Genomic DNA, 24803 nt, shown 5'->3' on the forward strand with positions numbered 1-24803 from the left:
TGATTTCGCTGGATCAGGCAGCGTGAACTGCACAGGAGATGGGCGAAAAAGCCACAGGTGTGCGCGTTCCGGAACCGTTGCGGTACTGGCTTGGCGTGTAGCCGGTCATCGCCTTGAACTGGCGGCTGAAGGCGCTGTGGTCCGTGTAGCCGCATTCGCGCGCAATGTCGGCGATGCTGCGGCCGGGGTGGGCTTCGATCAGCGTCAGCGCCCCTTCCAGGCGCGATTGCAGCAGCAGTTGGCGCGGGCTGTAGTGGAACACCTTCTGGAACAGGCGCTCGACGCGCGCCAGCGACAAGCCTTCTTCCCGCGCCAGGTCGGCCAGGTTCAGCTGCTGGTGGTAGTTGTCGCGGATGCGCTGGGCGATGCGTGCCACCTGGCGGTAGACCGGGTGCTGCTCGTCGACCAGGCCGAGGTCGTGCGAGGTGCCGACCAGGCCGACGATGTCGCCATGTTCATTGCGCAGCGGGGTCTTGTGCGTCAGGCACCAGCCGCGGCGGCGGTTCGGATACAGGTGCAGCTCGAGATGCTTCTCGATGGTGGCGCCCATCTCGATCACCTGGCGATCCTGCGCCTCATAGGCTGTCGCCAGCGGATGCGGGTGCACATCCATCGCAGTCTTGCCGAGAATGTCGGTCTTGTTGCGCAGGCCGCAGCGGCGCGCCAGCGTATTGTTGACGGCTACATAGCGGCCGTCGCGGTCCTTCACGAAAAAGGCCACTTCGGTCAACGCGTCGAACAGCTTTTCGATCGCGTCCAGTTCCACATTCCACGGACGGTCCATCATAAAGGTGTCTCCCATGCTTTGGCGCGCTCTGTGGCGCGCTTCCATTTTGCCAGCAATTGGGCGCGTTGGTCATCCCCCATCGCCGGCGTGAAGCGGCGCTCGCAAGCCCACTGCCTGGCGATTTCTTCCTGGGATTCCCAGAAGCCCACGGCCAGGCCGGCCAGGTAAGCCGCGCCCAGCGCCGTCGTTTCGGTGACCTTCGGGCGCAGCACGGGCACGCCCAGCAGGTCGGACTGGAACTGCATCAGCATGTCGTTGCGGGCGGCGCCGCCGTCGGCGCGCACCTCCGTCACCGGCATGGAGGCATCCTTCTGCATCGCCGCCAGCAGTTCGGCGCTCTGGTAAGCAATCGACTCCACCGCGGCGCGCGCAATGTGCGCCTTGTTGCTGCCGCGCGTCAGGCCGACGATGGCGCCGCGCGCATAGGGATCCCAGTGCGGCGCGCCCAGGCCGACAAATGCCGGCACCAGGAACACGCCGCCGCTGTCAGGCACGCTGCCGGCCAGCGCTTCGACTTCGCTCGAGTGCTGGATGATGCCCAGGCCGTCGCGCAGCCACTGCACGGTGGCGCCGCCCATGAAGACAGAGCCTTCCAGCATGTAGTCGGTTTCGCCGTCGACGCGCCAGCCGACCGTCGACAGCAGGCGGTTATGCGAGGTGCGTGGATGGCGGCCCGCATTCATCAACATGAAGCATCCGGTGCCATAGGTATTCTTCACCATGCCCGGTTGATGGCAGGCCTGGCCGAACGTGGCTGCCTGCTGGTCGCCGGCGATGCCCGCCACCGGGATTGCATGGCCGAACAGCGCTTCGCGCGTCACGCCCACCTCTTCGCTGGAAGACACCACTTGCGGCAGCATTCCTTCCGGGATGTCGAACAGCGCAAGCAGGTCGGAATCCCAGCGCATCAGGTGAATGTTGAACAGCATGGTGCGCGAAGCGTTCGAGACGTCGGTGACGTGCACGCCGCACAGCTTCCACGCGAGCCAGGAATCGATGGTGCCGAAGCACAGCGCGCCCTTGCGCGCACGCTCGCGCGCACCGGGCACATGGTCCAGGATCCATTTGACTTTGGTGGCGGAGAAATAGGCGTCCAGCTCCAGGCCGGTCGCCTCGCAGATCATTTTCGCCTTGCCGGCGGCGCGCAGCTCTTCGCAGTAGTCGGCGGTGCGGCGGTCCTGCCAGACGATGGCGGGCGCGATCGGCTCGCCGGTCTTGCGGTCCCACACCACGGTGGTCTCGCGCTGGTTGGTGATGCCGATGGCGCGCACCTTTTTCACGTCGAAGTCCTGCAGGACCTTGCGCGCTACGGTAAGCTGGCTGTTCCAGATTTCGTTGGGATCGTGCTCGACCCAGCCTGGCTGGGGGAAGTGCTGGGGAAATTCCTGCGCCGCACATCCTGCGATTTTCCCCTCGTGGTCGAACAGGATGGCGCGCGAACTGGTTGTGCCCTGGTCCAGGGCGAGGATGTATTGAGTCATCTCTCAAGAATTAGTTGAAGCAAGCCGATAGGCCGGATTTTGTTACGGCACCCGAGGGTGCTATGACAGCCATTCCTCTAGGCGACGGATTACTCCGCCGCTCAAGCTTTCTACCCGCACGCTCCGCGAGCAACATCATCGCGTGCCTATTTGAAATTGCACCAGGTGGAGGTTACCGCGTTTCACCGTAACTTAATACGCTCGTCTCTGTGGCCCTATTCCTCGCCTTATACCATTGCTGGCTTTCAGCGGACGGCCGTTAACCGTCACCCCGCTCTGTGGAGTCCGGACCTTCCTCCCGCCTCGGTATTGCTACCTTGGCCAGCGGCTGTCTGGCTTGCTTCGGGCGATATTCTACATCATTGGTGTCAGCGTTAAAAAAAGGGGACGTACCCCTTTTTCACGAAAAAGGGGTACGTCCCCTTTTTTTAACGCTGACACCAACCGTAAAAAGGTGTCGCAAATCGGAAAGCTATTTCCCCAGAGCAGGCATAGAATGCCAAATCCATGTATAAGAAGGCAAGTACCATGACGCAAATCCCTCGTTCCGGCGGCCAGATCCTGGTCGATGCACTGAAAGTCCACGGCGCCGACACCGCCTTCGGCGTGCCCGGCGAAAGCTACCTGGACGTGCTGGACGCCCTGCACGAATCGGGCATCCGCTTCATCATCAACCGCCAGGAAGGCGGCGCCGCCTTCATGGCCGACGCCTACGGCAAGATGACCGGCAAGCCGGGCATCTGCTTCGTGACCCGCGGCCCGGGCGCCACCAATGCCTCGATCGGCGTGCACACCGCCTTCCAGGATTCGACCCCGATGATCCTCTTCATCGGCCAGGTCGGCAGCGATTTCATGGATCGCGAAGCCTTCCAGGAAGTCGACTACCGCCGCATGTTCGGCCAGATGGCGAAATGGGTCGCCCAGATCGACCGCGCCGACCGCATCCCCGAATACATTGCCCGCGCCTTCCAGGTCGCCACCAGCGGCCGTCCGGGTCCCGTCGTGCTGGCCCTGCCGGAAGACATGCTGACCACCAAGGCCACCGTGGCCGACACCCGCGCCTATGTGCCGACCCAGGGCGCGCCTTCCGCGCCACAGATCGCGCAACTGCGCCAGATGCTGTCCGAAGCCAAGCGCCCGATGCTGCTGCTGGGCGGCGGCGGCTGGAACGCACAAGCGACCGCCGATATCCGCAAGTTCGCCGAAGCGAACAAGCTGCCGGTTGGCTGCGCCTTCCGCTTCCAGGACCTGCTGGACAACACGCACCCGAACTACATCGGCGACGTCGGCATCGGCATCAATCCGAAACTGGCGGCACGCGTGAAGGAAGCCGATGTGCTGGTCGCCATCGGTCCGCGCCTCGGCGAAATGACCACCAGCGGCTACTCCATCATCTCGTCGCCGGTGCCGCAACAGCGGCTGGTGCACATCCACGCCAGCCCGGAAGAACTGGGCAGCGTCTACCAGGGCGAATTGATGATCGCCTCGGGCATGCCGCAAGCGGCGGCAATGCTGGCCGCAATGGAGCCGGTGGATGCGAGCGCATGGCGCGACAGCGTCGAACAGGCGCGCGCCGAATACAACGCCTGGCAGCAGCAGCCAAGCATCTTCAAGGACAACAACGCCCCGCTGAACCTGTGGCAGGTAGTGCAGGAACTGAAGGCGCAGTGCCCGGCCGACACCATCATCACCAACGGCGCCGGCAACTACGCGACCTGGGCGCACCGCTACTGGCCATACGGCCAGGCGCGCACCCAGCTGGCGCCGACCAGCGGCGCCATGGGCTACTCGGTGCCGTCCGGCGTGGCAGCCAAGATCATCGATCCGTCACGCACCGTGGTGACTTTCGCCGGCGACGGCGAGTACATGATGAACGGCCAGGAACTGGCGACCGCCGTGCAGTACAAGGCTGGCGTGGTCATCATCGTATTCAACAACCAGATGTTCGGCACCATCCGCATGCACCAGGAGCGCGAATATCCTGGCCGCGTTTCCGGCACCACGCTGCACAACCCGGATTTTGCCGCGGTGGCGCGCGCCTTTGGCGGCCATGGTGAAACGGTTGAAGCGACCGAAGAATTCGCGCCTGCCCTGCAGCGCGCGCTGGCCTTCACCCGCGAGCAGAACCTGCCGGCGATCATCGAGCTGCGCTATGACGGCAACCTGATCACCCCGGGCGCCACGCTCGACACCATCCGCAAGCAGGCCGTCGCAGCCGGTAAATAATCAGTCCGAGCCCTGCCGCTTCGGCGCGGGGCAGGCTTTGCAGGCCTGGGCCTGGCGTGCAAAGTCGTGGACTTTGGCCAGCACCATCGGTTGCGACTGGTCGTCGCAATAGCCGCCTTCAAGGGTCAGCGTTTCGCCATCGGCGGAGAATTTTCCGCTGATGGTGCGCTCCTCCTCCCCTTCCTGCACCGTGAAGTACATCATCTTGCCGCGCGGGTCGACGTTGACGTCCGTCGCCACCAGCGGCCAGCTCAGGCCCCCCGCCGTGTATTCATAGATCACGGAATCGGCTTCCGCAAAACGCTGCAGCGTGATGCGCTGCCCGCCGAATTCCCCACTACCCTGGTTGACGCACAAATCCGAATACACCATCACGCCATAGCGCGGCAAACCGCCGCCGTGCTGGACGGCCGCCCGCTTGCCCGGCGCGGCCATGGCGGCGGTCAGCGCAATCAACGCAAAAGCGGCCGAGCCGCCGATCAGGAGTTGTTTTCGCATATATAAAAAAAACGGCTGCACCAGGCAGCCGTTTTGACCAGGAACTGGTGTCGATCAGAAGGCGTGACGGATGCCTACGCTGTAAGCGGAGTCACCGGTACCTACGTCGGAGTTGTTACCAACGATGTAGGAAGCGCCGTTCTTGTTGTTGATCTTAGCGTACGACAGGTACAGGTTGGTACGCTTCGACAGCGAGTGGGTGTAGCCAATCGCAGCCTGGTGAGCGTCCTGGTCATAGGTCTTGTCATCAACTTTCGCGTACGAAACGATGATCGAGCCAGCAGCCGACACCGGTACGTTTGCGCCCACCAGCCAGGTGCGGCTGTCCAGCGATGGCGACACGACGGAGCCGTTGTACGCGCTGAAGGAGCTACCTGCTGGCAAGCCAGCTGGCAGGCCGGTCGTCGCGCCAGGCAGGGAAGCGCTGGTCAGGTTAGCGCTGTTCAGGCCTTTGTTGGAGCCGAACATGGCGTATGCCTTCACGACTTTGAAGTCGTAGTTGGCAGCGATCAGGGTGTTGTGGCCGATTTGTTTTTCGGTCACAACGCTACCTACCGCGGTGTCGTTGTTGATGTTGTTGTAGGCAACGCGAACGTTCAGAGGACCGTTCTGGTAGCCGATCGACGCGCCCAGTTGACGGCCGGTCGATGCATGCGCTTTCTCGCCCATTGCGTAGAACAGCTCGCCGGACACGCCGTAGAATTCTGGGGAACGATAGACGATGGAGTTGTCGTTACGAACGTTGATGCCGTTCGCTGGGAAGATGTTCTTGGCGGAGCCTTCCAGGCCAGCCTGGAATGGGTCGCCAACTTGCACGAAGGTGTTGTACCAAGGGGTGTACTGGCGGCCCAGGGTCAGGGTACCGGCAGTCTTGGACGACAGGCCGACGAAGGCTTGACGGTTGAACAGGCGGTTGCTGGTGTTGTCCAGCTCGCCGGTGTCTTCCTTGATACCGGTTTCCAGGGTGAACACTGCAGACAGGCCACCGCCCAGGTCTTCGGTGCCTTTGAAGCCGATGCGGGAGGCGGAGTTGATGCCGGAGCCGACTTTGGTCACATTGCCATTTTTGCCGCCATGTTCGCTGACGATACCAGCGTCCATGATGCCGTAGATGGTGACGTTAGATTGTGCAGAAGCTGCACCGGATGCTGCAAGGATCGCGAGGGAAATCAGACTTTTTTTCATGCTTTCTTCCTTTGGTTTTGTTATCGATCATCAGGGCTCTTTGGCGCTGAACAGGGCTCATTTTATATGAACTCAATATTTCCTGCTAAGCACGTACTACTACGTATTGCAACGTGGCCCAAATTACCAACGATTTTTCCTGTCATTCTTTCGTCATATTCGGCTTTTTTGTTCAGGACACGTTTCACACATTCAGAGCTTTTAGGGGCTAAAATGAAAATGCCAACATTGTGTCATGGACAAGCGCCCAGAGCGCCGGTTTCATAGTGAAACTAGCCTGCACCGCATGCAACTTTGTGTCGAATTTCGGCGTTAGAATGCAGGTCGCGTATCAATCTGGGGGCGCCGTCGGCGAATGAAAACGAGTGCGATTTCTGTAACAATTCCATCCACCATCAGTGACGTGGAACGGGACACCGGTCTTGCAAAGGAAACTTTGCGCGTCTGGGAACGCCGTTATGACTTCCCCCGCCCTGAACGCGATACGTTCGGGGAACGAGTCTACCCAAGCGAGCAGGTAATTAAATTGAGGTTGATCAAGAGATTGATCGATCTCGGTTACCGTCCCGGCAAAGTCATCGGCTATTCCTCCGACGAGCTGCAAGCGCTTGCGCAAAAGGCTGCCATCGGCCAGAAACCCGAAACCGTACGCCCGCACCCGGAACTGCAGGCCTACCTGGATCTCTGCAAGACCCACCAGATGGAAGCTTTCCGCCGCAAGCTGACCCAGTCCATGCTGGTGATGGGCCTGAAGAGCTTCGTCATCAACCTGGTTGGGCCACTGGCAATCCTGGTCGGAGAGGCGTGGGCATGCGGGCAGTTCGCGGTATTTGAGGAGCACTTGTTCGCAGAATCCGTGCAGATCGTCTTGCGCAGCGCGGTGTTCTCGGTGCCACAGGTGAACCACAGCAGCGGCACGCCGCGCCCACGCGTGCTGTTAACCACGCTTCCGCAAGAACGGCACGGCCTTGGGCTGCTGATGGCGGAAGCGATGTTCGCTGCCGAGGGAGCGCATTGCATTCCGCTAGGCGTCCAAACTCCCCTGCCCGATATCGTCGAAGCCGCACGCGCCATGCAAACGGACATCGTCGCGCTGTCTTTTTCGACAACCATGAATCCGCGCCACGTCAACGACAGCCTGCGTGAACTGCGGGCACGCCTGCCGGAACAGGCCGAGATCTGGGCTGGCGGCAGCAATTCGGCCTTGCGCAAACGTCCGCCAACTTACGTGAATGTGTGCGAACTGGCCGACATCGGCACCGCGGTCGCGGAATGGCGTCAGCGCCAGCGGCAGATCGCCAGCTAGGCTCTGGTAGAATATGCGGTTCGATTGAAGGACCCTCTGCCAACCTGTCCATGTTCAGTTTTTTCAAGAAGAAACCGGTCGCGCCGGAAGCGGCGCCAGCAGCCCCAGCGGCTGTCCCTGCGCCTGCGCAGCCAGCCAGCGCCGAGCCTGCCGCGCCCCTGGCGTACGAAGTCGAGACTGCCGCCAAGCCGGAACCCAAACAAAGCTGGATGAGCCGCCTGAAGGCTGGCTTGTCCAAGACATCCGCCAACCTGTCCATCCTCTTCGTCGGCGCCAAGATCGACGACGACTTGTATGACGAGCTGGAAGCCGCCCTGCTGATGTCCGACGCCGGCGTCGACGCCACCCAGTTCCTGCTTGATGCGCTCAAGCGCAAGGTCAAGGAAGATAAGCTGCTCGACGCAGCCCAAGTGAAGGATGCACTCAAGCAGCTGCTGATCGAGCTGCTGCAGCCGCTGCAGAAACCATTCGAACTCGGCCGCCACCAGCCCTTGGTGATGATGATTTCCGGCGTCAACGGCGCCGGCAAGACCACCACGATCGGCAAGCTGGCCAAGCATATGCAGGCCCATGGCCAGTCCGTGCTGTTGGCGGCAGGCGACACCTTCCGCGCAGCAGCCCGTGAACAGCTGATGGTGTGGGGCCAACGCAACAATGTGACCGTGATCTCCCAGGAATCGGGCGATCCGGCGGCCGTATCCTTCGACGCCGTTCAGTCCGGCAAGGCGCGCGGCACCAATGTGGTCATGATCGACACCGCCGGCCGCCTGCCAACCCAGCTGCACCTGATGGAAGAGCTGAAGAAGGTCAAGCGCGTGATCGGCAAGGGCATGGAAGGCGCCCCGCACGAAACCCTGCTGGTCATCGACGGCAATACCGGCCAGAATGCACTGGCCCAGGTGAAAGCCTTCGACGATGCACTGCAGCTGTCCGGCCTGATCATTACCAAGCTCGACGGCACAGCGAAAGGCGGCATCCTGGCCGCCATCGCCCGCGTACGCCCGGTGCCGGTGTACTTCATCGGCATTGGCGAAAAGATTGAAGACCTGCAGCCGTTCAACGCGGCTGAATTTGTTGAAGCACTGCTCGCATAATTGACCGATTCGCGGCCTACATGATCGAATTCCAGCACGTCAGCAAGCAATACTCCCCCGACGGTGTCGCCCTGCGCGACATTTCCTTCACCATCGCCAAGGGCGAGCTGGTCTATCTCGCCGGCCCCTCCGGCGCCGGCAAGTCGACCCTGCTGAAGATGATCGCCGCCATGGAGCGGCCGACGTCCGGCAAGGTGCTGGTCAATGGCCAGGATATCGGCGCCCTCAAGCGCGCCGGCATTCCCTTCCTGCGCCGCAACCTGGGCCTGATTTTCCAGGAACAGCGCCTGCTGAATGACCGCAGCGTGCTGGCCAATGTAATGATGCCGCTGCTGGTGACCGGATCGCCGCGCGCCGCCGCCGAGCAGCGCGCCCGCGCCGCGCTCGACAAGGTAGGCTTGCTGGACCGCGCCGACGCCCAGCCGCTGGCCCTGTCCGGCGGCGAACAGCAGCGCGTCTCGATCGCGCGCGCCATCGTCAACCGGCCGCAGATCATCCTCGCCGACGAGCCGACCGCCAACCTGGACCGCGCCAGCGCCAACAAGGTGATCGACGCCCTGCACGCCTTCCACTCGGTGGGCGTGACCTGCCTGATTTCCTCGCACGATGAACAGATCCTGGACGGCGCCGCGCGCGTGATCCACCTCGAACGCGGCGAACTGATGAAGGAGGCCGCATGAGCACCTGGCTGCGCCACCACCTGTTCGCCCTTGGTTACGCCCTGGTGCATGTGCGCCGGGCGCCCGGTTCTTTCCTGTTCAATATCCTGGTGGTCGCGATTGCGCTGGCACTGCCCTTCATGGGCGTGACCTTGCTGGACAATGTGCGGCCGATGTCGGAGCAGATGGCAGTTGAGCCTGAATTGAGCGTGTTCATCAATGCCGAAACCCCGCGCGAGCAAGCCGCCGCCCTGGCAAGCGCGCTGCGCGGCATCGCACCACAAGCCAAGATCATCTTCAAGCCGCGCGAAAAGGCGCTGGAAGAGCTGAATGCCAAGAGCGGCCTGTCCGACGTGGTCGCCACGCTGGGCGAAAACCCGCTGCCGGATAGCTACGTGGTCAAGCTGAATGCCTTCCAGAACGCGGCCGAAGGACAGCAGATCGACGGCATTGCGGAGCAGATGCGCGCCCTGCCGGGCGTCGAATCGGTCCAGGTGGACTCGGCCTGGGTGAAACGCCTGGCAGCGCTGCTGGGCGTGCTGCGCCTGGCCCTGCTGCTGCTGGCCGCCACCCTAGCGACGGTGGTGGTGGCTGTGGTGTTCAACACCATCCGCCTGCAGGTGATGACCCAGCGTGAAGAAATCCTGGTATCCAAGCTGATCGGGGCGACCGACAGCTTCATCCACCGCCCCTTCTATTACACTGGCGCCCTGCTCGGCCTGTGCGCCGGCGGCGTGGCCCTGGCTGGCGTCGCCCTCGCCCTGCAGCCGCTGAACCACGCGATTGCCGATTTCGCAAGATTGTACGCCTCGGAATTCCAGCTGGCGCCGCTGGCGCCCCTCAGCACCATCGGCCTGCTGGCCCTGTCCGCCAGCCTCGGCCTGTTCGGCGCCCTGCTCTCCGTCCAGCGCCACCTGTCGCGCCTGAATTAAAAGCCGGCGGCAGAAAAAGGGGTACGCCCCCTTTTTCTGCCGCCGGCTTTTCGGTGCGTACCCGCACGGTCACGCCGCGCCCTCCGCCCTATCCTGACTTTGATCTTGCGCAAGGATTTGCCCTGTCCCGATAGAGATTTTGCTATGAAAGCCATAGAATCTCAGCGATTGGCACTCACCTGAGGAGAGTGCTAATATATGTTCAGAACGGCACGATAGAGGTTAAGAATCATTTAAGTTCAGTCGTGCATGCTGGTAACTCTGAAAAGCATTTCCCTTCAAGCGAGGATACATAAGATGACCGCAACAAACGCACTGGTACCTGCCGGCAGCAACGCGCTGACCCTTGGCTTCAGCGGGAGCCTGGGCAATCTGGACGCTTATATCTCGGCCGTTAACCGCCTGCCTATGCTGACCCACGAGGAAGAAGTGGCGCTGGGCAAAAACTTGAAGGAAAAGAACGATCTCAAGGCGGCGGAAGTGCTGGTCACCTCGCACCTGCGCCTGGTGGTGTCGATCGCGCGCGGCTACCTGGGCTATGGCCTGCCACACGGCGACCTGATCCAGGAAGGCAATATCGGCCTGATGAAGGCAGTCAAGCGTTTCGACCCGGACCAGGGCGTGCGCCTGGTGTCCTACGCCATGCACTGGATCAAGGCTGAAATCCACGAGTACATCCTGAAGAACTGGCGCCTGGTCAAAGTGGCCACCACCAAGGCCCAGCGCAAGCTGTTCTTCAACCTGCGCAGCCATAAGCAGGGCCTGGACGCCATGTCGCCGAAACAGATCGACGAGCTGGCCAAGGCGCTGGACGTGAAGCGCGAGGAAGTGATCGAAATGGAAACCCGCCTGAGCGGCCGCGACATCGCCCTGGAAGCGCCTTCCGACGAGGAAGACGACAAGTTCTCGCCGATCGCCTACCTGTCCTCCGACAATATGGAGCCGACCAAGGTGCTGGAAGCGGAACAGGTGGTGCGCCTGCAGTCCGAGGGCCTGGAAACCGCCCTGTCCAAGCTCGACGCGCGCTCGCGCCGCATCGTGGAGGCGCGCTGGCTGGCCAACGACGATGGCTCCGGCGCCACCTTGCACACGCTGGCCGAAGAATTTGGCGTGTCGGCCGAGCGTATCCGCCAGATCGAGGCTGCGGCACTGAAGAAAATGAAGGGCGCGCTGGCCGCTTATATGTAAACGCCGTTGCCCCGACGAAAGCACCGATTCCGAAAGGATCGGTGTTTTTTTAACCCTAAAGCAAGCTTCTTAATGTCGGGAATTTTTACATTCCCATATGCAACACTTGCTAAGTCCTTGATATGGATGAGTTTCGGTTTCTGGCACGCCGATTGCTTTGTAACTGCTGAGTACATTCACTGAGGAGTTACCCATGTTCAAGAAGCTTGCACTGACCGCAATTTGCGCATTGGCTGTCGGCTCGGCCGTCGCGGGTCCCATCAAACCAGGCGAAACCTCGGCTAATCCACTGACGCTGGCTATCAATTCTTCGATCAGTGCCGGCTGGAACCCGGATGGCGACTCGGTCTGGACCTTCGCCGACTGGATCCACGTCCAGGATTTGACCGTGCTGTACGTCAAAGCACTGGCCACCACCACCTTCGATTTCGGCATCACCCCGCCTAACGGTGGCGCGGTGCAGGACTTCGACTTCGATTTGCTGATCAATGGCATCTCGCAAGCCAAGACCAAGCCGGCCGGCTACTCGGCCTACTGGGATGACGTGACGCTGACCGGCGGCGTGGTCTATGCCTTCAAGCTGGATTCGCTGAACATTCACGACAACAACACCAACGTCGACTTCAAGGTCTTGGCGGGCACCGCTGACGAACCTGGCGAGCCGTCTGGCGGCGCTGTTCCTGAACCTGCCACACTTGCACTGCTGGGCACCGGCTTGCTGGGCCTGGGGATGGCGCGCCGCCGCCGCACAAAATAAGCGGTTAAAAGCAACAATAAAATCTGGCGCCCCGCGGGGCGCCTTTTTTATTGTTGAGTGGACTCAACAGTGCAACACGGCGCTTTATGATTTGCTAAGCTGTTCTCAGGCCAGAGGAGAACATCATGCAAGCTAGATTGATCTGTCTGGGCATGGCGGGCCTGGTCCTCGCCATTGCCGCCGCCTGCGGCTCAACCCGCAGCACCGAGGACGGCGACAGCCGTCCAGCACCGCGCACCAGCGCCAGCTATCAGCTGGGACAGGGGGAATCCGTCACACTGGCCCCTGCCGTCACGCTCAAGCTGGAGCGCGTCAACGACAGCCGCTGCAGGCAAGGCGCCGTCTGCGTTTGGGCCGGCTATATCAGCTACAGCTTTGTGCTGAGCGATAAGCAAGGCAATACCAGCTTCGTGCTGGCAAATGATATGCCGGGCGCCAGCAAGTCGCTGACACGCAACGGCCTGACCTTCACCCTGCTTGGTGTGGAACCGGCCGAAGTACCAGCGCTGAAGGCGGCGACGCCAAATTATCGGGTAAGCTTGCGGGTACTTATTTCCCAACCGACATAGCTGCCCATGACGCCAAACGCCCTGCCCCAGCGACTGAGCTCCACCATCATCCTTGCGCTGGCGTTCAGCGCCCCGGCCTGGGCCAAGACCCCGGTTGCCAGCGGCACCGGCGGCGCTGTAGCGACCATCAGCGAACCGGCCTCGCAGGCCGCGCTGAGCATCCTCAACAAGGGCGGCAACGCGGTGGATGCGGCGGTTGCGGCTGCCGCCACACTGGGGGTGACAGATCCATTCAGCTGCGGCGTCGGCGGCGGCGGCTTCATGGTGATTTACCTCGCCAAGGAAAAGCGCGTCATCACGCTCGACCACCGCGAGGTGGCGCCGGCTTCCTTCCAGCCCGATGCTTTCGCGCCCGATGGCAAGGCGATGGATTTCGACACCGCGGTCGCCAGCGGCATGGCGGTCGGCGTGCCGGGCACGGTGCGCGGCTGGCACGATGCGCTGGACCGCTACGGCACCATGTCCTTCAAGCAGGTGCTGGCGCCGGCCATCAAGGTGGCGACGGACGGCTTCCGCCTGAACGACAACTTCGTCGCGCTGGCGAAAGAAAACGAGAAGAAGTTTGCGCTGTTTCCGGAGACTGCGACCCGCTACCTGAAAGATGGAAAGGCCCTGCCGGCGGGCACCCTGCTGCGCAACCCGGACCTGGCCAGGACTTACCGCCTGCTGTCCAGCGGCGGCGTGAAGGCCTTCTATTCCGGCAAACTGGCGCAGGCGATTGTCGATGCGGTCAACCAGCCGCCGGTGGCTGCCGGCGTGTCGGTGCGGCCGGGACGCATGTCGCTCGGCGACCTGGCCAATTACGAATCGCGCTGGCGCCAGCCGGTGCGCAGCACGTATCGCGGCTATGAGCTGGTCGGCATGCCTTTGCCCAGCAGCGGCGGCGTGACGATCGCGGAAGCGCTGAACATCCTGGAAGGCTTCGACCTGCACGCCATGCCGCGCGAGAAGGCGGAGCATTTGTACATGGAGGCGGCGCGCCTGGCCTTCGCCGACCGCAATGCTTACCTGGCCGATCCTGAATATGTGGAAGCGCCGGTGGCAGGATTGCTGAGCAAGGAATATGCGGCCCGGCGCCGCGAGCTGATCGATCCGACACAAGCGCACCATCATGCACAGCCCGGCGATCCTTACCCGTTCCAGCGCGACCTGAGCGTGCCTTTGCGTCCGGCCAGCGCGCCGCAATCGAAACTGCTGTCGGAAAGCGCACACACCACCCACCTGGCGGTATCGGATAAGGACGGCAATATCGTCGCCTACACCTTCACCATCGAGTCATGGGGCGGCAGCGGCATCACGGTGCCGGGCTATGGCTTTATCCTGAATAACGAGATGACGGACTTCGATTTCACCGGCCCGCACCCGAACGTGCCGGAAGCGGGCAAGCGGCCGCGCAGCAGCATGTCGCCCACCATCGCTTTCCGCAACGGCAAGCCGGCCTTCACGATCGGCAGCCCGGGCGGCGCCACCATCATCACCACCGTGCTGCAAACCATCTTCAACCATATCGACCTGGGCATGGACATGCCGGCTGCGCTGAACGCGCCGCGTATTTCGGAGCGCAATGGCCTGGCGACTTCCATCGAACCTGGTTTTGCCGGCAGTGCGCAAGCCAGGGCGCTGGAGCGTTTCGGCCAGCACTGGGACGACGCGGGCGTTGAAGAAATCGGCGCTGCCAACGCCATCGTCTTCAATCCCGATGGCACGGTGACCGCCGTCAGCGAAGGCAAGCGGCATGGCGTGGGAAGCGCCCTGGTACAAAAGCGCGGGCACTGATTCAGCCGTGGCGTTCGCGGCTGTCCGCTGGCGCTTCGGCGCGTTCGTTCAGGCCGTAGTCGCGCACCACGCTGGCGATGCGCAGGCGGTAATCGGCAAACAGGCGTTCGCGCCCGGCCTGCTGGGCGGCGCGATGCGCCTCGACTTTGCGCCACTCCTGCACCGCTTCCTCGTCGCGGAAGAACGATAGCGACAGCATCTTGTCCGGATTGCTCAGGCTCTGGAAACGTTCGACGCTGATGAAGCCATCGATCTGCTCCAGGGTTGGCCGCAGCCTGGCGGCGATCTCCAGGTAGGCATCCTTGCGGCCCTCGGCGGGCGTCACTTCAAAAATCACTGCGATCATTGTTGAAACTCCGGTATGCGCGCGTTGTGCGATGCGCGGTATGTCCAGCTTAACTGCGGCAGCGGCCTGCTGCGCAGCGCTTCAATACAGCCCGCGGCGATCTGCTGCGCGAGCTGCTGGCCGGGGCAGGCGTGCACGCCGTGGCCGAAACCGCGCTGCGCGGCGCCGAGCATGACCAGTATGGCCTGCCCTTGCTCGACTGTCACGCCGCCTATCGTGCAGCGTTCTGCGGCAAAGCGGCGGGTATTGATGATGGGTGGGTCGGCCAGCATCACATGGGCCACCAATGCGTTCGCATCATCGTCGGTCCACCGGCCTTGCTGCAGGGCCACCAGGCAGTTGCCCAGCAGGCCGGCGGTGGCTTCATAGGTTTGCGACAGCAGGCCAACCAGGTTGGCAAGAATGGCGTGGTCGTTCCGCCAGCCCGCGGCATGGGCTTCCTGGGCGACGGCGGCGGCCAGCGATCCTTCCGGCGCCGACTGCAGCAGCTCGCGCATGGCGGCCAGCAGGCGCAGGCTCGCCGCGTGCGCCTGCTCGATTTGCGTCGCGCTGCTCAGAGGCGACAGGCAGGCCACGAAATCGGCCATCCAGCGCGCCAAGGCGGGCAGCTGCGCGTCGGCGAAACCCAGCAGGCTGGCGACCGTGCTGACCGGGGCTTCAAAAGCCCAGTCGCGGATCGAGCGGCCCTCCGCAAGCAGGCGCCCAGCCACTTCGCGCGCCCTTGCCTGGGCGAGACCGGCAGCGACCTGCACCAGGGCGCGCTGCAGCGCCAGTTTGGGCGCCGCGTGACGTTCGCCATCGTTCATGCGCACCAGCGCCCCGAATACTTCAGCGGCGCTGCCGCCGGCAATGGCGGCGGGCACTGGCTCGGCAAGCGGGCGCACACGCAAGGCCGGATGGCTGAGGACTTCATCCACCAGTTGCGCACCGCTGGCGACCCATAGCGAACCATTCCATTCCAAATCCTGCATTTCACTCTCCGGCAAGGTTCAAGAATTTGCAGTATCCTGAAAAACAAGCAACGACAATTCGTCCCACACCGAAATATGGATTCCAAGCTCGCCAACATTGCCGGCGCCATCGCCGAACCCGCCCGCGCCCGCATGCTGTGCTCCCTGCTCGACGGCCACGCCCGCACCGCCACCGAGCTCTCGGTGGTAGCCGAAGTGAGTCCTTCCACCGCCAGCGCCCACCTCGCACGCTTGAAGGACGAGCAGCTCCTGGTGCAGCTAGCCCAAGGCAAACACCGTTACTACCAGCTCGCCAGCCGGGAAGTGGCCGCCGCACTGGAAGCCTTGCTGGTCGTTGCGGGCCTGCCACGTCCGCAATTCAAGCCCAACACGCCCGACCGCCTGCGCAACGCGCGCACCTGCTACGATCACATGGCGGGCAATGTGGCGGTAAAACTGCATGACCATTTCGCCACCCAGGGCTGGCTGGCGGAAGACGGCGAAGGCTACGAATTGAGCGCCGAAGGCGAACGGCAATTCGAACAACTGGGACTGGATCTGCCTGCGCTGCGCAAGCTGCGGCGCCGCTTCGCCTGTCCTTGCCTGGACTGGAGCGAACGCCGGCCGCACCTGGGCGGCGCGCTGGGAGCAGCGCTGCTGCAACTGGCGCTGAAACGGGGCTGGGTCGAGCAGGATCTCGACAGCCGCGCGCTGCAGGTGCCGGCCAAGGGACAGCGCCAGATGCTGGCCGCCTTCGGTCTAAGCAGCGCTTAAGATTTGGCAAAGATGATGTGGCTTCCAGAACTAAGACAGGGACCGACGGTCATGAAAAAGATCATCCGTGAAAACAAGGGATTCATCGCTTTCCTGCTGATGCTGGGCGTATTCCGCACTGCCATCGCAGACTGGAACCCGATCCCTTCCGCCTCCATGCATCCCAACCTGCTGGAAGGCGACGTGGTTTTCGTCAACCGTCTTGCCTACGACCTCAAGGTGCCGCTGACCGACATCGCCCTCAGCCACCTGGGTGAACCGCAGCGCGGCGACGTGGTGACCTTCTTCTCGCCGAAAGACCGCACGCGCCTGATCAAGCGCGTGGCGGCGCTGCCGGGCGACCGCGTTGAAATCCGCGGCGAGCACCTGATCATCAACGGCAAGACATCCGACTACTCCGTGCTGGGCAACACCGTTGAACACATCGACCAGGTCGGCGACCTGCAGGCGCTGCGGCTGCAGGAGAACAACGCCAGCGCCACCTACAGCATCCAGGTGCTGCCGCAAGTCCAGGCCAGGCGCGATTTCGGTCCGGTCACCGTCCCAGCCGGCAGCTACCTGATGCTGGGCGATAACCGCGATAACAGCGCCGACTCGCGCTACATCGGCTTCGTGCCGCGCTCACTTCTGATCGGCCGCGCGGAGCGCATCCTGGTGTCCGCCGACATCCTGGGCAACTGGGCGCCGCGTACGGAGCGCATAGGCATGAGCTTGCGGCCATGATCGAATTCCAGGGACTGGCCAAGCATTACGGCGAGTTTCCCGCCGTGCAGCCGCTGACACTGGCCGTGCGGCGCGGCGAAGTGTTTGGCTTCCTTGGACCGAATGGCGCGGGCAAGACGACCACCATCCGCATGATGATGGGCATCCTGGTGCCCAGCGCCGGCCGCGTGCTGGTGGACGGGCTCGATTGCCAGGCCGATGCCGCCGAAGTGAAGCGCCACGTGGGCTACCTGCCCGACAACCCGATCTTCTACGATTTCCTGCGCGGGCGCGAAATCCTGCAATTCGTGGCGGAGATGCACGGCATGGCGCGCCCCGCCGCCGTGGAACGCGCCGCGCAGCTGCTGCAGGAATTCGGGCTGCAGGATGTGAGCGAGGAATTCGCCGTCAACTATTCGATGGGCATGAAGAAAAAGCTGGGTCTGGCCTGCGCCCTGGTGCACGATCCTGCTGTGCTGATCCTGGATGAGCCGATCAATGGCCTCGATCCGCGCGCTGCGCGCGAAGTGCAGGACCGCCTGATTGCCAGCGCAGCCGCCGGCAAGACCATCTTTCTTTCGACCCACCTGCTCGATATGGCGCAACGCATGTGCAACCGGGTCGGCATCATCAACCACGGTGCGCTGGTAGCTACCGGCTCGCTGGACGAATTGCGCGGCGCCAGCAGCGACAACAGCACGCTGGAAGAGCTGTTCCTCAAGTTCACCAACGAAGACAGCATGGCGGCGTGATGAGGCTGCCCAGCGCGCCGCGTGCATTCTGGCTCCTGGCACGCCTTCGGCTGCTGCGGGTACTGAATATCGCGGGCGCACTGCGCATCAGCAAAGGCTGGCCTGGCCCCAGCCGCCAGGCAACGCCCGGCAAGAAAAACGCGCGCTGGATCGTTACCGGCATACTGGCTGCCTTCATGCTGTTTGCCTTTATCAGCACCGCCAGCAATTCCCTGCTGAACATGCAATGCCGCCTTCCGACGGGCAGCCATTGCACTGCCATATTTGAGGCGCGCTCGCATTTGCACGCAGCCCCCTTCCATCCGGTCCTGATTCAGGCCCTGAGCATGCAGGCCTGCCTGCTTTTCTGCATCGCGTTCCTGCTTCCGCTTGGCAGCAGGGAGCTGGCGCAGGCCGATTGGGACCTGGAATGGCTGGTCACCTTGCCGCTGCAGCGACGCACGCTGCTGCTTGCGCGGATCGCGGAGCGCAGCGTGGCGAATCCGTCCGGCATCCTGGCGCTTTGGCCGCTCTACATGACGGTCGCCTGGTATTCGGGCCACGAATGGCGTTCACCGCTGCTCGGCGCGGCCTGCACCCTCGCACTGCTGGCCTGCGCCGCCACAGTGCGCACCGTGGCCGATACCGGCCTGCGGCTGCGCCTTGCGCCCTCGCAGCTGCGCAACCTGCAGGCCATCGCATCGGTCACCAGCATGCCGCTGATGTACTTGGCCATGTCGTTCGCCATGCCGACTGCCACCCTCACGCTGGGCTGGGCCGCGCACTTTCCATCCTGGACTTTGTGGACGCCGCCCGGCCTGGCGCTGCAGGCGCTGAATGCGCGCGAGGCATGGCAAGGCCTGGGCTTCGGCCTGCTGCTGGCGGCGCAGACGGCGCTGCTGCTGTGGCTTGGCCTGCGCCTGCTGCAATCGCTGCTGGCCGGCGGCGTGGTCGCTACCGGTGCGCGGGAGACTGGCCGCAGCCTTGGCGCCGGCGCCCGGCCCACCTTTACCGGCTGGGCAATCGGTACGCCGCTGCAGCGGCGCGAGCTTCGCCTTCTCAGCGGCGACCGCAACTTCCTGGTACAGAGCCTGCTGATCCCCCTAATCATCTTTGGCAGCCAGCTGGTGCTCAACGGCCAGATGGAAAACATGGGCCAGTTCATCCGCGACCCGTCGCTGCTATCATCCATCGCGTTCGGCCTGGGCGCGTATGTGCTGATGCTGTCGGCCTTCCAGACCATCAATACCGAAGGCCACGCACTGTGGATGTTGTACACCTATCCGAAGGACATGGGTAATATGCTGGCCGAGAAAGCGCAGCTATGGTCCGCGCTGGCCCTGGCCTATCCGCTGGCGGTATTCGGCCTGGGATTGTGGTTTGGCGCACCCGCCGATTTCCGGCTGCTTTTGCAAATGTTGCAGGTGGTGGCCGGCATCCCCGTCTTCGCCGCCATTGCCGTCGCGCTGGGCGTGTGGGCCTGCGATCCGCTGGCGCAAGACGTGCGCGCCCGTGTGCGCCCCACCTTTGCCTATGCCTACCTGCTGCTTTCGTCGCTCTATACCTTCGCCCTGAATACCAGCGACTGGCATGTGCGGCTGACGGCAATCATGCTGCTGGCCTTCCTTGCGTTGGCCTTGTGGCAGCGCGCCCGCGACGCCCTGCCCTACCTGCTTGATCCAACCGCATCGCCGCCGCCGCGCGTATCGGCAGCGGACGGCATCCTGGCGGCTATCCTGTTTTTCCTCCTCCAGATGCTGGTCACGGGCACGCTGGCACTGTCCGGCCAGCCGGTCACACTGTCGACCATTACGTTCGCTTTTGCCTTTGCCGGCGCTGTGGTGTACGCCCTGGCGCGGCTGCTGTACTGGCATAACGGCGCCAGCGGCGTACCGCGCCTCTGGCATGGGCCGTGGAGCGAGGCCTGGCGCAGCGCATTAGGCTGGGGCGCCCTGATGGCATGCCCGGCGCTGGCTGCCGGCCTGCTATGGATGGCGACGCTGCGCCATCAGGGCATCATGCCAAACGCGCCGCCGCTGGCTGCAATGGTCTGGCTGGCTCCAATGAGCGTACTGGCTGCACCATTGTTCGAAGAATTCATTTTCCGCGGCCAGCTGTTCGGCGGCATGCGGCGTTCGCTTTCCGCCATGCCGGCAATCGCAGCCAGCGCGGCGCTGTTCGCGGTCGTCCATCCGCCGCTGGCCATGGCGCCGGTCTTCGTGCTTGGACTGTGCACCGCCTACGCCGCCGAGCGCAGCAAATCCCTGCTGGCGCCGATGCTGGCGCATGCACTGTATAACGCTGGCATGCTGGCCATGCAATAAAAAAACGGCAGCCTGTTTCCGGGCCGCCGCGAAGGAAGAACGCCATGGGAAGCGTCCAACGGAGGTAAATTGTTCAGCGGCCCTGGTGGGACATCATCCAGGCCACAAAAGCTTCACGATTGCGCGAGCAGATCAGCACTTTGCCGCGGCCTGCGAAGCGCAGCACCACGCCTTCACCGCTGGTCACCGAGTTCACCAGGTTGCCCAGCAGGCCGCCGCCGGAGCGCGTGGCGACCGCCAGCTCGTAGCGCAGCGCACTGTCCCAGGCGACTACGTGGGCATTGTCGATCACGACTTCCCTGCCCGGTTCCACGTCGATTTCCTGCAGGGCGCCGAAACCCGACACCGCCAATTGGCCCTGTCCCGCAGATTCGGTGATGAAGAAGCCGCCGCTCTGGCCGAACAGCGCATTGCCGACGTTCTGGGTGCGCACACGCAGATCGACGCCGCTGGTCGCCGCGACGAAGGCGCCGTCGCTGATCATGTACTGCCGCTCGCCGATATCCAGCACGCGCATGGCACCAGGCAGGTTGGGCGACAGCAGGCAGTTGCCGTCGCCGCCGGTGGCCTCGATGTTCTGCTGGAAGAAGGATTCGCCGTTGGCCAGGGAGCGCATCAGGGCGCCGCCCAGGCCGCCGCGCATCTTGCCCTTCAGTTCGAGCGTGGCATCCATCATCACCATCGCATTCGATTCGCAGTAAATGCGTTCGCCCTGCTTCATCGACACCTGCAGGAAGGGATCGATATCCCCGGTCACTTTAAAGATCGTCATGGCTTACGCCCCTTTCAGTTCAAGCTTCTTATGTCGGATCGAGGACCAGAGCGAGGCCACGATAAACGCCACGCCAATCAGGCCGGTCACCACTTCCGGAATATGGAACTTCATGCTCGCCAACATGATCACGGCCAGGATGCCGATCGCGTAGTGGGCGCCGTGCTCCAGGTAGACATACTCTTCGAGCGTGCCCTTGTGCACCAGGTAGACCGTCATCGAGCGTACGAACATGGCGCCGATGGCCAGGCCCAGCATGATGATGACCACGTCGCTGGTGATGGCGAACGCGCCGATCACGCCGTCGAAGGAAAACGATGCGTCCAGCACTTCCAGGTAGAGGAAGCCGCCAATGCCGCCGCGCTTGACCAGCTCACCGGCGTTCACGCCGCCCTCGTCTTCCTTTTCCAGCCACGACGACAGGCCGTCGACCGCCACATAGGCCAGCAGGCCCCACATGCCGGCCACCAGCACGATGAATTTCTGCGCTTCCTCGACGATGGACAGGCTGCCCAGCAACACAATCATCGAAATCATGATCGCGATCGAAGACACCTTGCCCAGCGCGCCCAGCTTGCGCTCTATATGCCCCAGCCAATGCAGCTGCTTCTCATGGTCGAAGATGAAATTCAGGAACACCATCAGCAGGAACATGCCGCCAAAGGCCGCCACTTCCGCGTGGTGGTTGGTCAGGTGGGTCGAAAACGCTTGCGGGTCGTTCAGCGCCAGCGTCCAGACGTCGGGCAGGCTAAGGTCGGCCGCTACCGCTACGATCACCAGCGGGAAGATCAGGCGCATGCCGAATACGGCGATGATGATGCCGACGCCAAGGAACAGCTTTTGCCAGAACGGGTCCCAGGTTTTCAGGACCGAGGCGTTGACTACCGCGTTGTCGAAAGAGAGCGAGACTTCCATCACGCTCAGGATAAGGGCGATCCAGACCGCCGCCAGGGCGCCGCTCGCACCAGTTTGTTGGTATCCCCACCAGCCTGCAACTGCAAGACAGATGAAGGAGACCAGGAAGGAAATCCTGAAGTGCTTCATCGGTTAACCCTTTCTTGTTGATTGGTCTGCCAATTCTAAGTGCAACCCGTATTTAAAAAAATAGAAGATAATCGAAGCATTACTTCGAAAAAACAGAACCATGAGAACCACGGGCCTGAACTTCCGCCACCTCTACTTTTTCCGCATGGTTGCCGCCGAGGGCAGCGTGACGCGCGCCGCCGATAAGCTGGGATTGGCGATCCAGACGGTCAGTACCCAGATCGCCGCGCTGGAGCAATCCATCGGCAAGTCGCTGCTGACCCAGCAGGGGCGCCGCCTGGTGCCGACCGAAGCTGGCCGGGTGGCGCTGACTTATGCCGAACAGATATTCCAGCTCGGCGACCGCATGCAGGAAGCGCTGGAGGAGGTGGATACCGGCAAGATCAGGCTCGCGGTCGGGATTTCGGACTCCATGCCCAAGCTGATCGCGGCGCATTACCTGCAGGCTGCGCTGCCGCCAGAGCAGCCGGTGCGCCTGGTCTGCACCGAGGGCGAGTTCGACGTCCTGCTGGCGGAACTGGCGCTGCACAAGCTGGACGTGGTGCTGACCGACCGTCCGGTGCGGGCCAGCGCTTCGCTGCGCGTGTTCAGCCACCTGCTGGGCGAAAGCGAGATGCAGCTGTTCGGCGTGCGCGCCCTGGCCCGCAAGGTTGGCAAGGATTTTCCCGCCAGCCTGCATGGGGCGCCCCTGCTGCTGCCGACGCGGAATACGGCGCTGCGCGGCCGCATCGATGCCTGGCTGCTGGAACAGGACGTGCGGCCCGACGTGGTGGGGGAATTCGAGGATAGCGCAATGCTGAACACTTTTGGCCGCAGCGGCATGGGCCTGTTCTTCGCGCCGGCGGCGCTGGCGGACGACATGCTGGAGCAATTCGGCGCCATACCGGCCGCCCCGCCGGCGCCGGAGCTAAGGGAACAGTTCTATGCGATTTCCGGCGAACGCCGCATCAGCCACCCGGTGGTCGAGGCGATGCTGAATACTTCGCTGCGATAGCTTCCAGGCCCGCGCCAGCGTAGGTCATCATATCGTCCACCAGTCCGTCCACATCATCGGCCAGTGCCGGAAACAGGCTGGTACGCATTTCGCGCGGCGCGACCAGCAGCGCCAGGCAGGGCGACATCAGCAGGAACAAGGCGCGCTGCAGGCCGGGCGTGGTGGGCGGGAGGCCGAGGATTTCGCATACCAGCGCCAGCATCAGCATGGCCTTGGGTGCGATGGCCTTGTGCACCAGCGCCGGGGCGTGCTCGGTCGGCGACATCAACTCGCGGATCACCACGCGTGCGCCCCAGTGTGCCTGCGGGCCGGTGGCGCGCAGCACGAGGCCACGCAGGATCACGCGCAGCTTGTCGCGCGGCGCCAGTGCGCGCGACACGATTTCCTGCATTTCTTCAAGCTTGAGCAAATGGTGGTGCGCTTCCACCAGCACGGCTTCATATAGCGCGCCGCGGCTGCCGAAGTGATAATTGACGGCGGCGATATTGGTGCCGGCGCGGGCGCAGATTTCCTTGCTGGTGGCGTCGGCAAAGCCGCGTTCCGCGAACACCTGCCCGGCCACGTCCAACAGGGCCTGGCGGGTGGCGTCGCCGTCCTGGCGGCCGGCACGGGTGGCGGTCTTTTTTTGCATGGCTCGCATTTTACGTCGAATTTAAATTCAAATCCAAATTTGAATTTGATGTAGAATTTCCGCAGGAGGATCTGCGCATGAATAAGAAACTTGCTGGAATTGCCATCATTGCCGCCGTGGCGACGGCTGGGCTGGGCGCCTGGTACTTGAGCCGCCCGGCCGCCAACGACAAGGAGCTGGTCTTGTACGGGAATGTCGACTTGCGCCAGGTGGCGCTGGCCTTCCCTGCCAGTGAGCGCGTGGCGCGTGTGCTGGTGGAGGAAGGCCAGAAGGTGCGTGCCGGCGAGGTGCTGGCGGAACTGGACACGCGCAGCCTGCGCCTCAAACTGGCCGAGGCCGAGGCGCAGGCCAACGCCCAGCAGCAGGCGCTGGCCCGCCTGAAGGCAGGCACGCGGCCGGAGGAGCTGGCACAATCACGCGCCCGCACCGCGGCCGCGCAGGCCGATGCCGATCTGGCGCGCCAACAGCTGGAGCGGATAACAGCGGTACAGCAGGACAGCAACGGCCGTGCCGTCAGCCAGCAGGATGCCGACAGCGCCCGCGCCCACGCCAAGGCGGCCCAGGCAGCCCTGGAGCAGGCGCGCCAGGGACAGGAGCTGGCGCAGCATGGTCCGCGCCGCGAGGATATCGCCCAGGCGCAGGCGCAGCTCGATGCGGCGCAGGCGGCGATCGCGCTGATCAATCATCAGCTTGACGAAGCGACGCTGAAAGCGCCGGTCGATGCCGTTGTGCGTGCGCGGCTGATGGAGCCGGGCGATATGGCTTCGCCGCAGCGCCCCGTTTACACGCTCGCCATCGCCGATCCGAAATGGGTGCGCACCTATGTGCGGGAGGCTGACCTGGGCCGCATCAAGCCGGGCATGGCGGCGGACATTTCCATCGACAGCCTGCCGGGCAAGACACTCGCCGGCAAAGTTGGCTATATCTCGTCGGTGGCCGAGTTCACGCCAAAGACCGTGCAGACCGAGGAACTGCGCACGGCGCTGGTATACGAGGTGCGGGTGCTGGCCGAAGACAGGGCTGACGTGCTGCGCATGGGGATGCCGGCGACGGTACGTGTCGCGTTCGGGCAGTAGG

At 63.2% G+C, this 24803-nt stretch carries 24 protein-coding genes and 1 other RNA gene; 15 read left to right on the forward strand and 10 right to left on the reverse strand.

Features of this window, described 5'->3' with window-relative positions; genetic code table 11:
- Positions 1-13: 13 nt before the first annotated feature.
- The 3 genes from GM658_RS17795 to rnpB form a co-directional block, all read right to left on the reverse strand.
- On the reverse strand, positions 14-787 hold the full coding sequence (locus GM658_RS17795; protein ID WP_229416963.1) for an AraC family transcriptional regulator: 774 nt from the start codon (positions 785-787) through the stop codon (positions 14-16).
- Positions 784-2268, reverse strand: a complete 1485-nt coding sequence (gene glpK, locus GM658_RS17800; protein ID WP_155455402.1) for a glycerol kinase GlpK — start codon at positions 2266-2268, stop codon at positions 784-786. The genes GM658_RS17795 and glpK overlap by 4 nt, the downstream gene beginning before the upstream one ends.
- A 12-nt stretch (positions 2269-2280) precedes the next feature.
- Positions 2281-2612, reverse strand: an RNA gene (gene rnpB, locus GM658_RS17805) — RNase P RNA component class A.
- A 184-nt stretch (positions 2613-2796) separates the two neighbouring features.
- Between rnpB and GM658_RS17810 the strand changes: the two genes are divergently transcribed.
- On the forward strand, positions 2797-4494 hold the full coding sequence (locus GM658_RS17810) for a thiamine pyrophosphate-binding protein (protein WP_155455403.1): 1698 nt from the start codon (positions 2797-2799) through the stop codon (positions 4492-4494).
- Here GM658_RS17810 and GM658_RS17815 read toward each other — a convergent pair whose 3' ends face one another.
- Both GM658_RS17815 and GM658_RS17820 read right to left on the reverse strand, forming a co-directional pair.
- Positions 4495-4992: a hypothetical protein gene (locus GM658_RS17815; RefSeq protein WP_155455404.1), complete on the reverse strand. Its 498-nt coding sequence runs from the start codon at positions 4990-4992 to the stop codon at positions 4495-4497.
- 54 nt (positions 4993-5046) lie between these two features.
- Entirely contained in the window at positions 5047-6177 is a 1131-nt protein-coding gene (locus GM658_RS17820) for a porin (RefSeq protein ID WP_155455405.1), read from the reverse strand.
- A gap of 355 nt (positions 6178-6532) precedes the next feature.
- On the opposite strand from GM658_RS17820, the gene GM658_RS17825 reads away from it, so the two are divergent.
- The 8 genes from GM658_RS17825 to ggt all read left to right on the forward strand — a co-directional run bounded on the left by GM658_RS17825 (position 6533) and on the right by ggt (position 14458).
- Positions 6533-7483 (forward strand): MerR family transcriptional regulator, encoded by a 951-nt coding sequence (locus GM658_RS17825; protein WP_155455406.1) that lies wholly within the window; start codon positions 6533-6535, stop codon positions 7481-7483.
- A gap of 50 nt (positions 7484-7533) precedes the next feature.
- Positions 7534-8577 carry a signal recognition particle-docking protein FtsY gene (ftsY, locus tag GM658_RS17830; RefSeq protein ID WP_155455407.1) on the forward strand — a complete coding sequence of 348 codons (1044 nt, stop codon included), beginning with the start codon at positions 7534-7536 and terminating at the stop codon, positions 8575-8577.
- Between the two features lie 20 nt (positions 8578-8597).
- Positions 8598-9257, forward strand: coding sequence for a cell division ATP-binding protein FtsE (locus GM658_RS17835; RefSeq protein WP_155455408.1), 660 nt, complete (start codon positions 8598-8600; stop codon positions 9255-9257).
- On the forward strand, positions 9254-10168 hold the full coding sequence (ftsX, locus tag GM658_RS17840) for a permease-like cell division protein FtsX (protein ID WP_155455409.1): 915 nt from the start codon (positions 9254-9256) through the stop codon (positions 10166-10168). Before GM658_RS17835 ends, ftsX begins: the two co-directional genes overlap by 4 nt.
- A 297-nt stretch (positions 10169-10465) precedes the next feature.
- Entirely contained in the window at positions 10466-11356 is an 891-nt protein-coding gene (gene rpoH / locus GM658_RS17845; protein ID WP_155455410.1) for an RNA polymerase sigma factor RpoH, read from the forward strand.
- 193 nt (positions 11357-11549) lie between these two features.
- Positions 11550-12113, forward strand: a complete 564-nt coding sequence (locus GM658_RS29100) for a PEP-CTERM sorting domain-containing protein (protein ID WP_211841890.1) — start codon at positions 11550-11552, stop codon at positions 12111-12113.
- A 125-nt stretch (positions 12114-12238) separates the two neighbouring features.
- Entirely contained in the window at positions 12239-12682 is a 444-nt protein-coding gene (locus GM658_RS17855; protein ID WP_155455411.1) for a hypothetical protein, read from the forward strand.
- A gap of 6 nt (positions 12683-12688) precedes the next feature.
- Positions 12689-14458 carry a gamma-glutamyltransferase gene (ggt, locus tag GM658_RS17860; protein ID WP_155455412.1) on the forward strand — a complete coding sequence of 590 codons (1770 nt, stop codon included), beginning with the start codon at positions 12689-12691 and terminating at the stop codon, positions 14456-14458.
- A gap of 1 nt (position 14459) precedes the next feature.
- Here the strand turns inward: ggt and GM658_RS17865 are convergent, their stop codons facing one another.
- Entirely contained in the window at positions 14460-14804 is a 345-nt protein-coding gene (locus tag GM658_RS17865; protein ID WP_155455413.1) for an antibiotic biosynthesis monooxygenase family protein, read from the reverse strand.
- Positions 14801-15775 (reverse strand): cytochrome P450 family protein, encoded by a 975-nt coding sequence (locus tag GM658_RS17870; protein ID WP_155455414.1) that lies wholly within the window; start codon positions 15773-15775, stop codon positions 14801-14803. The genes GM658_RS17865 and GM658_RS17870 overlap by 4 nt, the downstream gene beginning before the upstream one ends.
- Positions 15776-15850: 75 nt before the next feature.
- Between GM658_RS17870 and GM658_RS17875 the strand changes: the two genes are divergently transcribed.
- From GM658_RS17875 to GM658_RS17890, 4 genes are read left to right on the forward strand one after another with little or no spacing between them, the layout of a single operon-like run.
- Complete coding sequence (locus GM658_RS17875) at positions 15851-16528, forward strand: ArsR/SmtB family transcription factor (protein WP_155455415.1); 678 nt, start codon at positions 15851-15853, stop codon at positions 16526-16528.
- Between the two features lie 51 nt (positions 16529-16579).
- Entirely contained in the window at positions 16580-17251 is a 672-nt protein-coding gene (gene lepB, locus GM658_RS17880) for a signal peptidase I (RefSeq protein WP_155455416.1), read from the forward strand.
- Positions 17248-17982 carry an ABC transporter ATP-binding protein gene (locus tag GM658_RS17885; RefSeq protein ID WP_155455417.1) on the forward strand — a complete coding sequence of 245 codons (735 nt, stop codon included), beginning with the start codon at positions 17248-17250 and terminating at the stop codon, positions 17980-17982. The genes lepB and GM658_RS17885 overlap by 4 nt, the downstream gene beginning before the upstream one ends.
- On the forward strand, positions 17982-20285 hold the full coding sequence (locus GM658_RS17890; RefSeq protein ID WP_155455418.1) for a CPBP family intramembrane glutamic endopeptidase: 2304 nt from the start codon (positions 17982-17984) through the stop codon (positions 20283-20285). The genes GM658_RS17885 and GM658_RS17890 overlap by 1 nt, the downstream gene beginning before the upstream one ends.
- A gap of 73 nt (positions 20286-20358) precedes the next feature.
- On the opposite strand, the gene GM658_RS17895 is transcribed toward GM658_RS17890, so the two are convergent.
- Entirely contained in the window at positions 20359-21057 is a 699-nt protein-coding gene (locus GM658_RS17895; protein WP_155455419.1) for a TIGR00266 family protein, read from the reverse strand.
- A gap of 3 nt (positions 21058-21060) precedes the next feature.
- Positions 21061-22101, reverse strand: coding sequence for a DUF475 domain-containing protein (locus tag GM658_RS17900; RefSeq protein WP_155455420.1), 1041 nt, complete (start codon positions 22099-22101; stop codon positions 21061-21063).
- Between the two features lie 100 nt (positions 22102-22201).
- Between GM658_RS17900 and nhaR the strand changes: the two genes are divergently transcribed.
- Positions 22202-23095: a transcriptional activator NhaR gene (nhaR, locus tag GM658_RS17905; RefSeq protein WP_155455421.1), complete on the forward strand. Its 894-nt coding sequence runs from the start codon at positions 22202-22204 to the stop codon at positions 23093-23095.
- On the opposite strand, the gene GM658_RS17910 is transcribed toward nhaR, so the two are convergent.
- Positions 23049-23726: a CerR family C-terminal domain-containing protein gene (locus GM658_RS17910; protein WP_229416964.1), complete on the reverse strand. Its 678-nt coding sequence runs from the start codon at positions 23724-23726 to the stop codon at positions 23049-23051. The two genes, nhaR and GM658_RS17910, sit on opposite strands and share 47 nt — an antisense overlap.
- A gap of 77 nt (positions 23727-23803) precedes the next feature.
- Between GM658_RS17910 and GM658_RS17915 the strand changes: the two genes are divergently transcribed.
- Positions 23804-24802: an HlyD family secretion protein gene (locus GM658_RS17915; RefSeq protein WP_155455423.1), complete on the forward strand. Its 999-nt coding sequence runs from the start codon at positions 23804-23806 to the stop codon at positions 24800-24802.
- Position 24803 lies beyond the last annotated feature (1 nt).

This window comes from Massilia eburnea, assembly GCF_009720745.1.
GTDB lineage: Bacteria > Pseudomonadota > Gammaproteobacteria > Burkholderiales > Burkholderiaceae_D > Rugamonas > Rugamonas eburnea.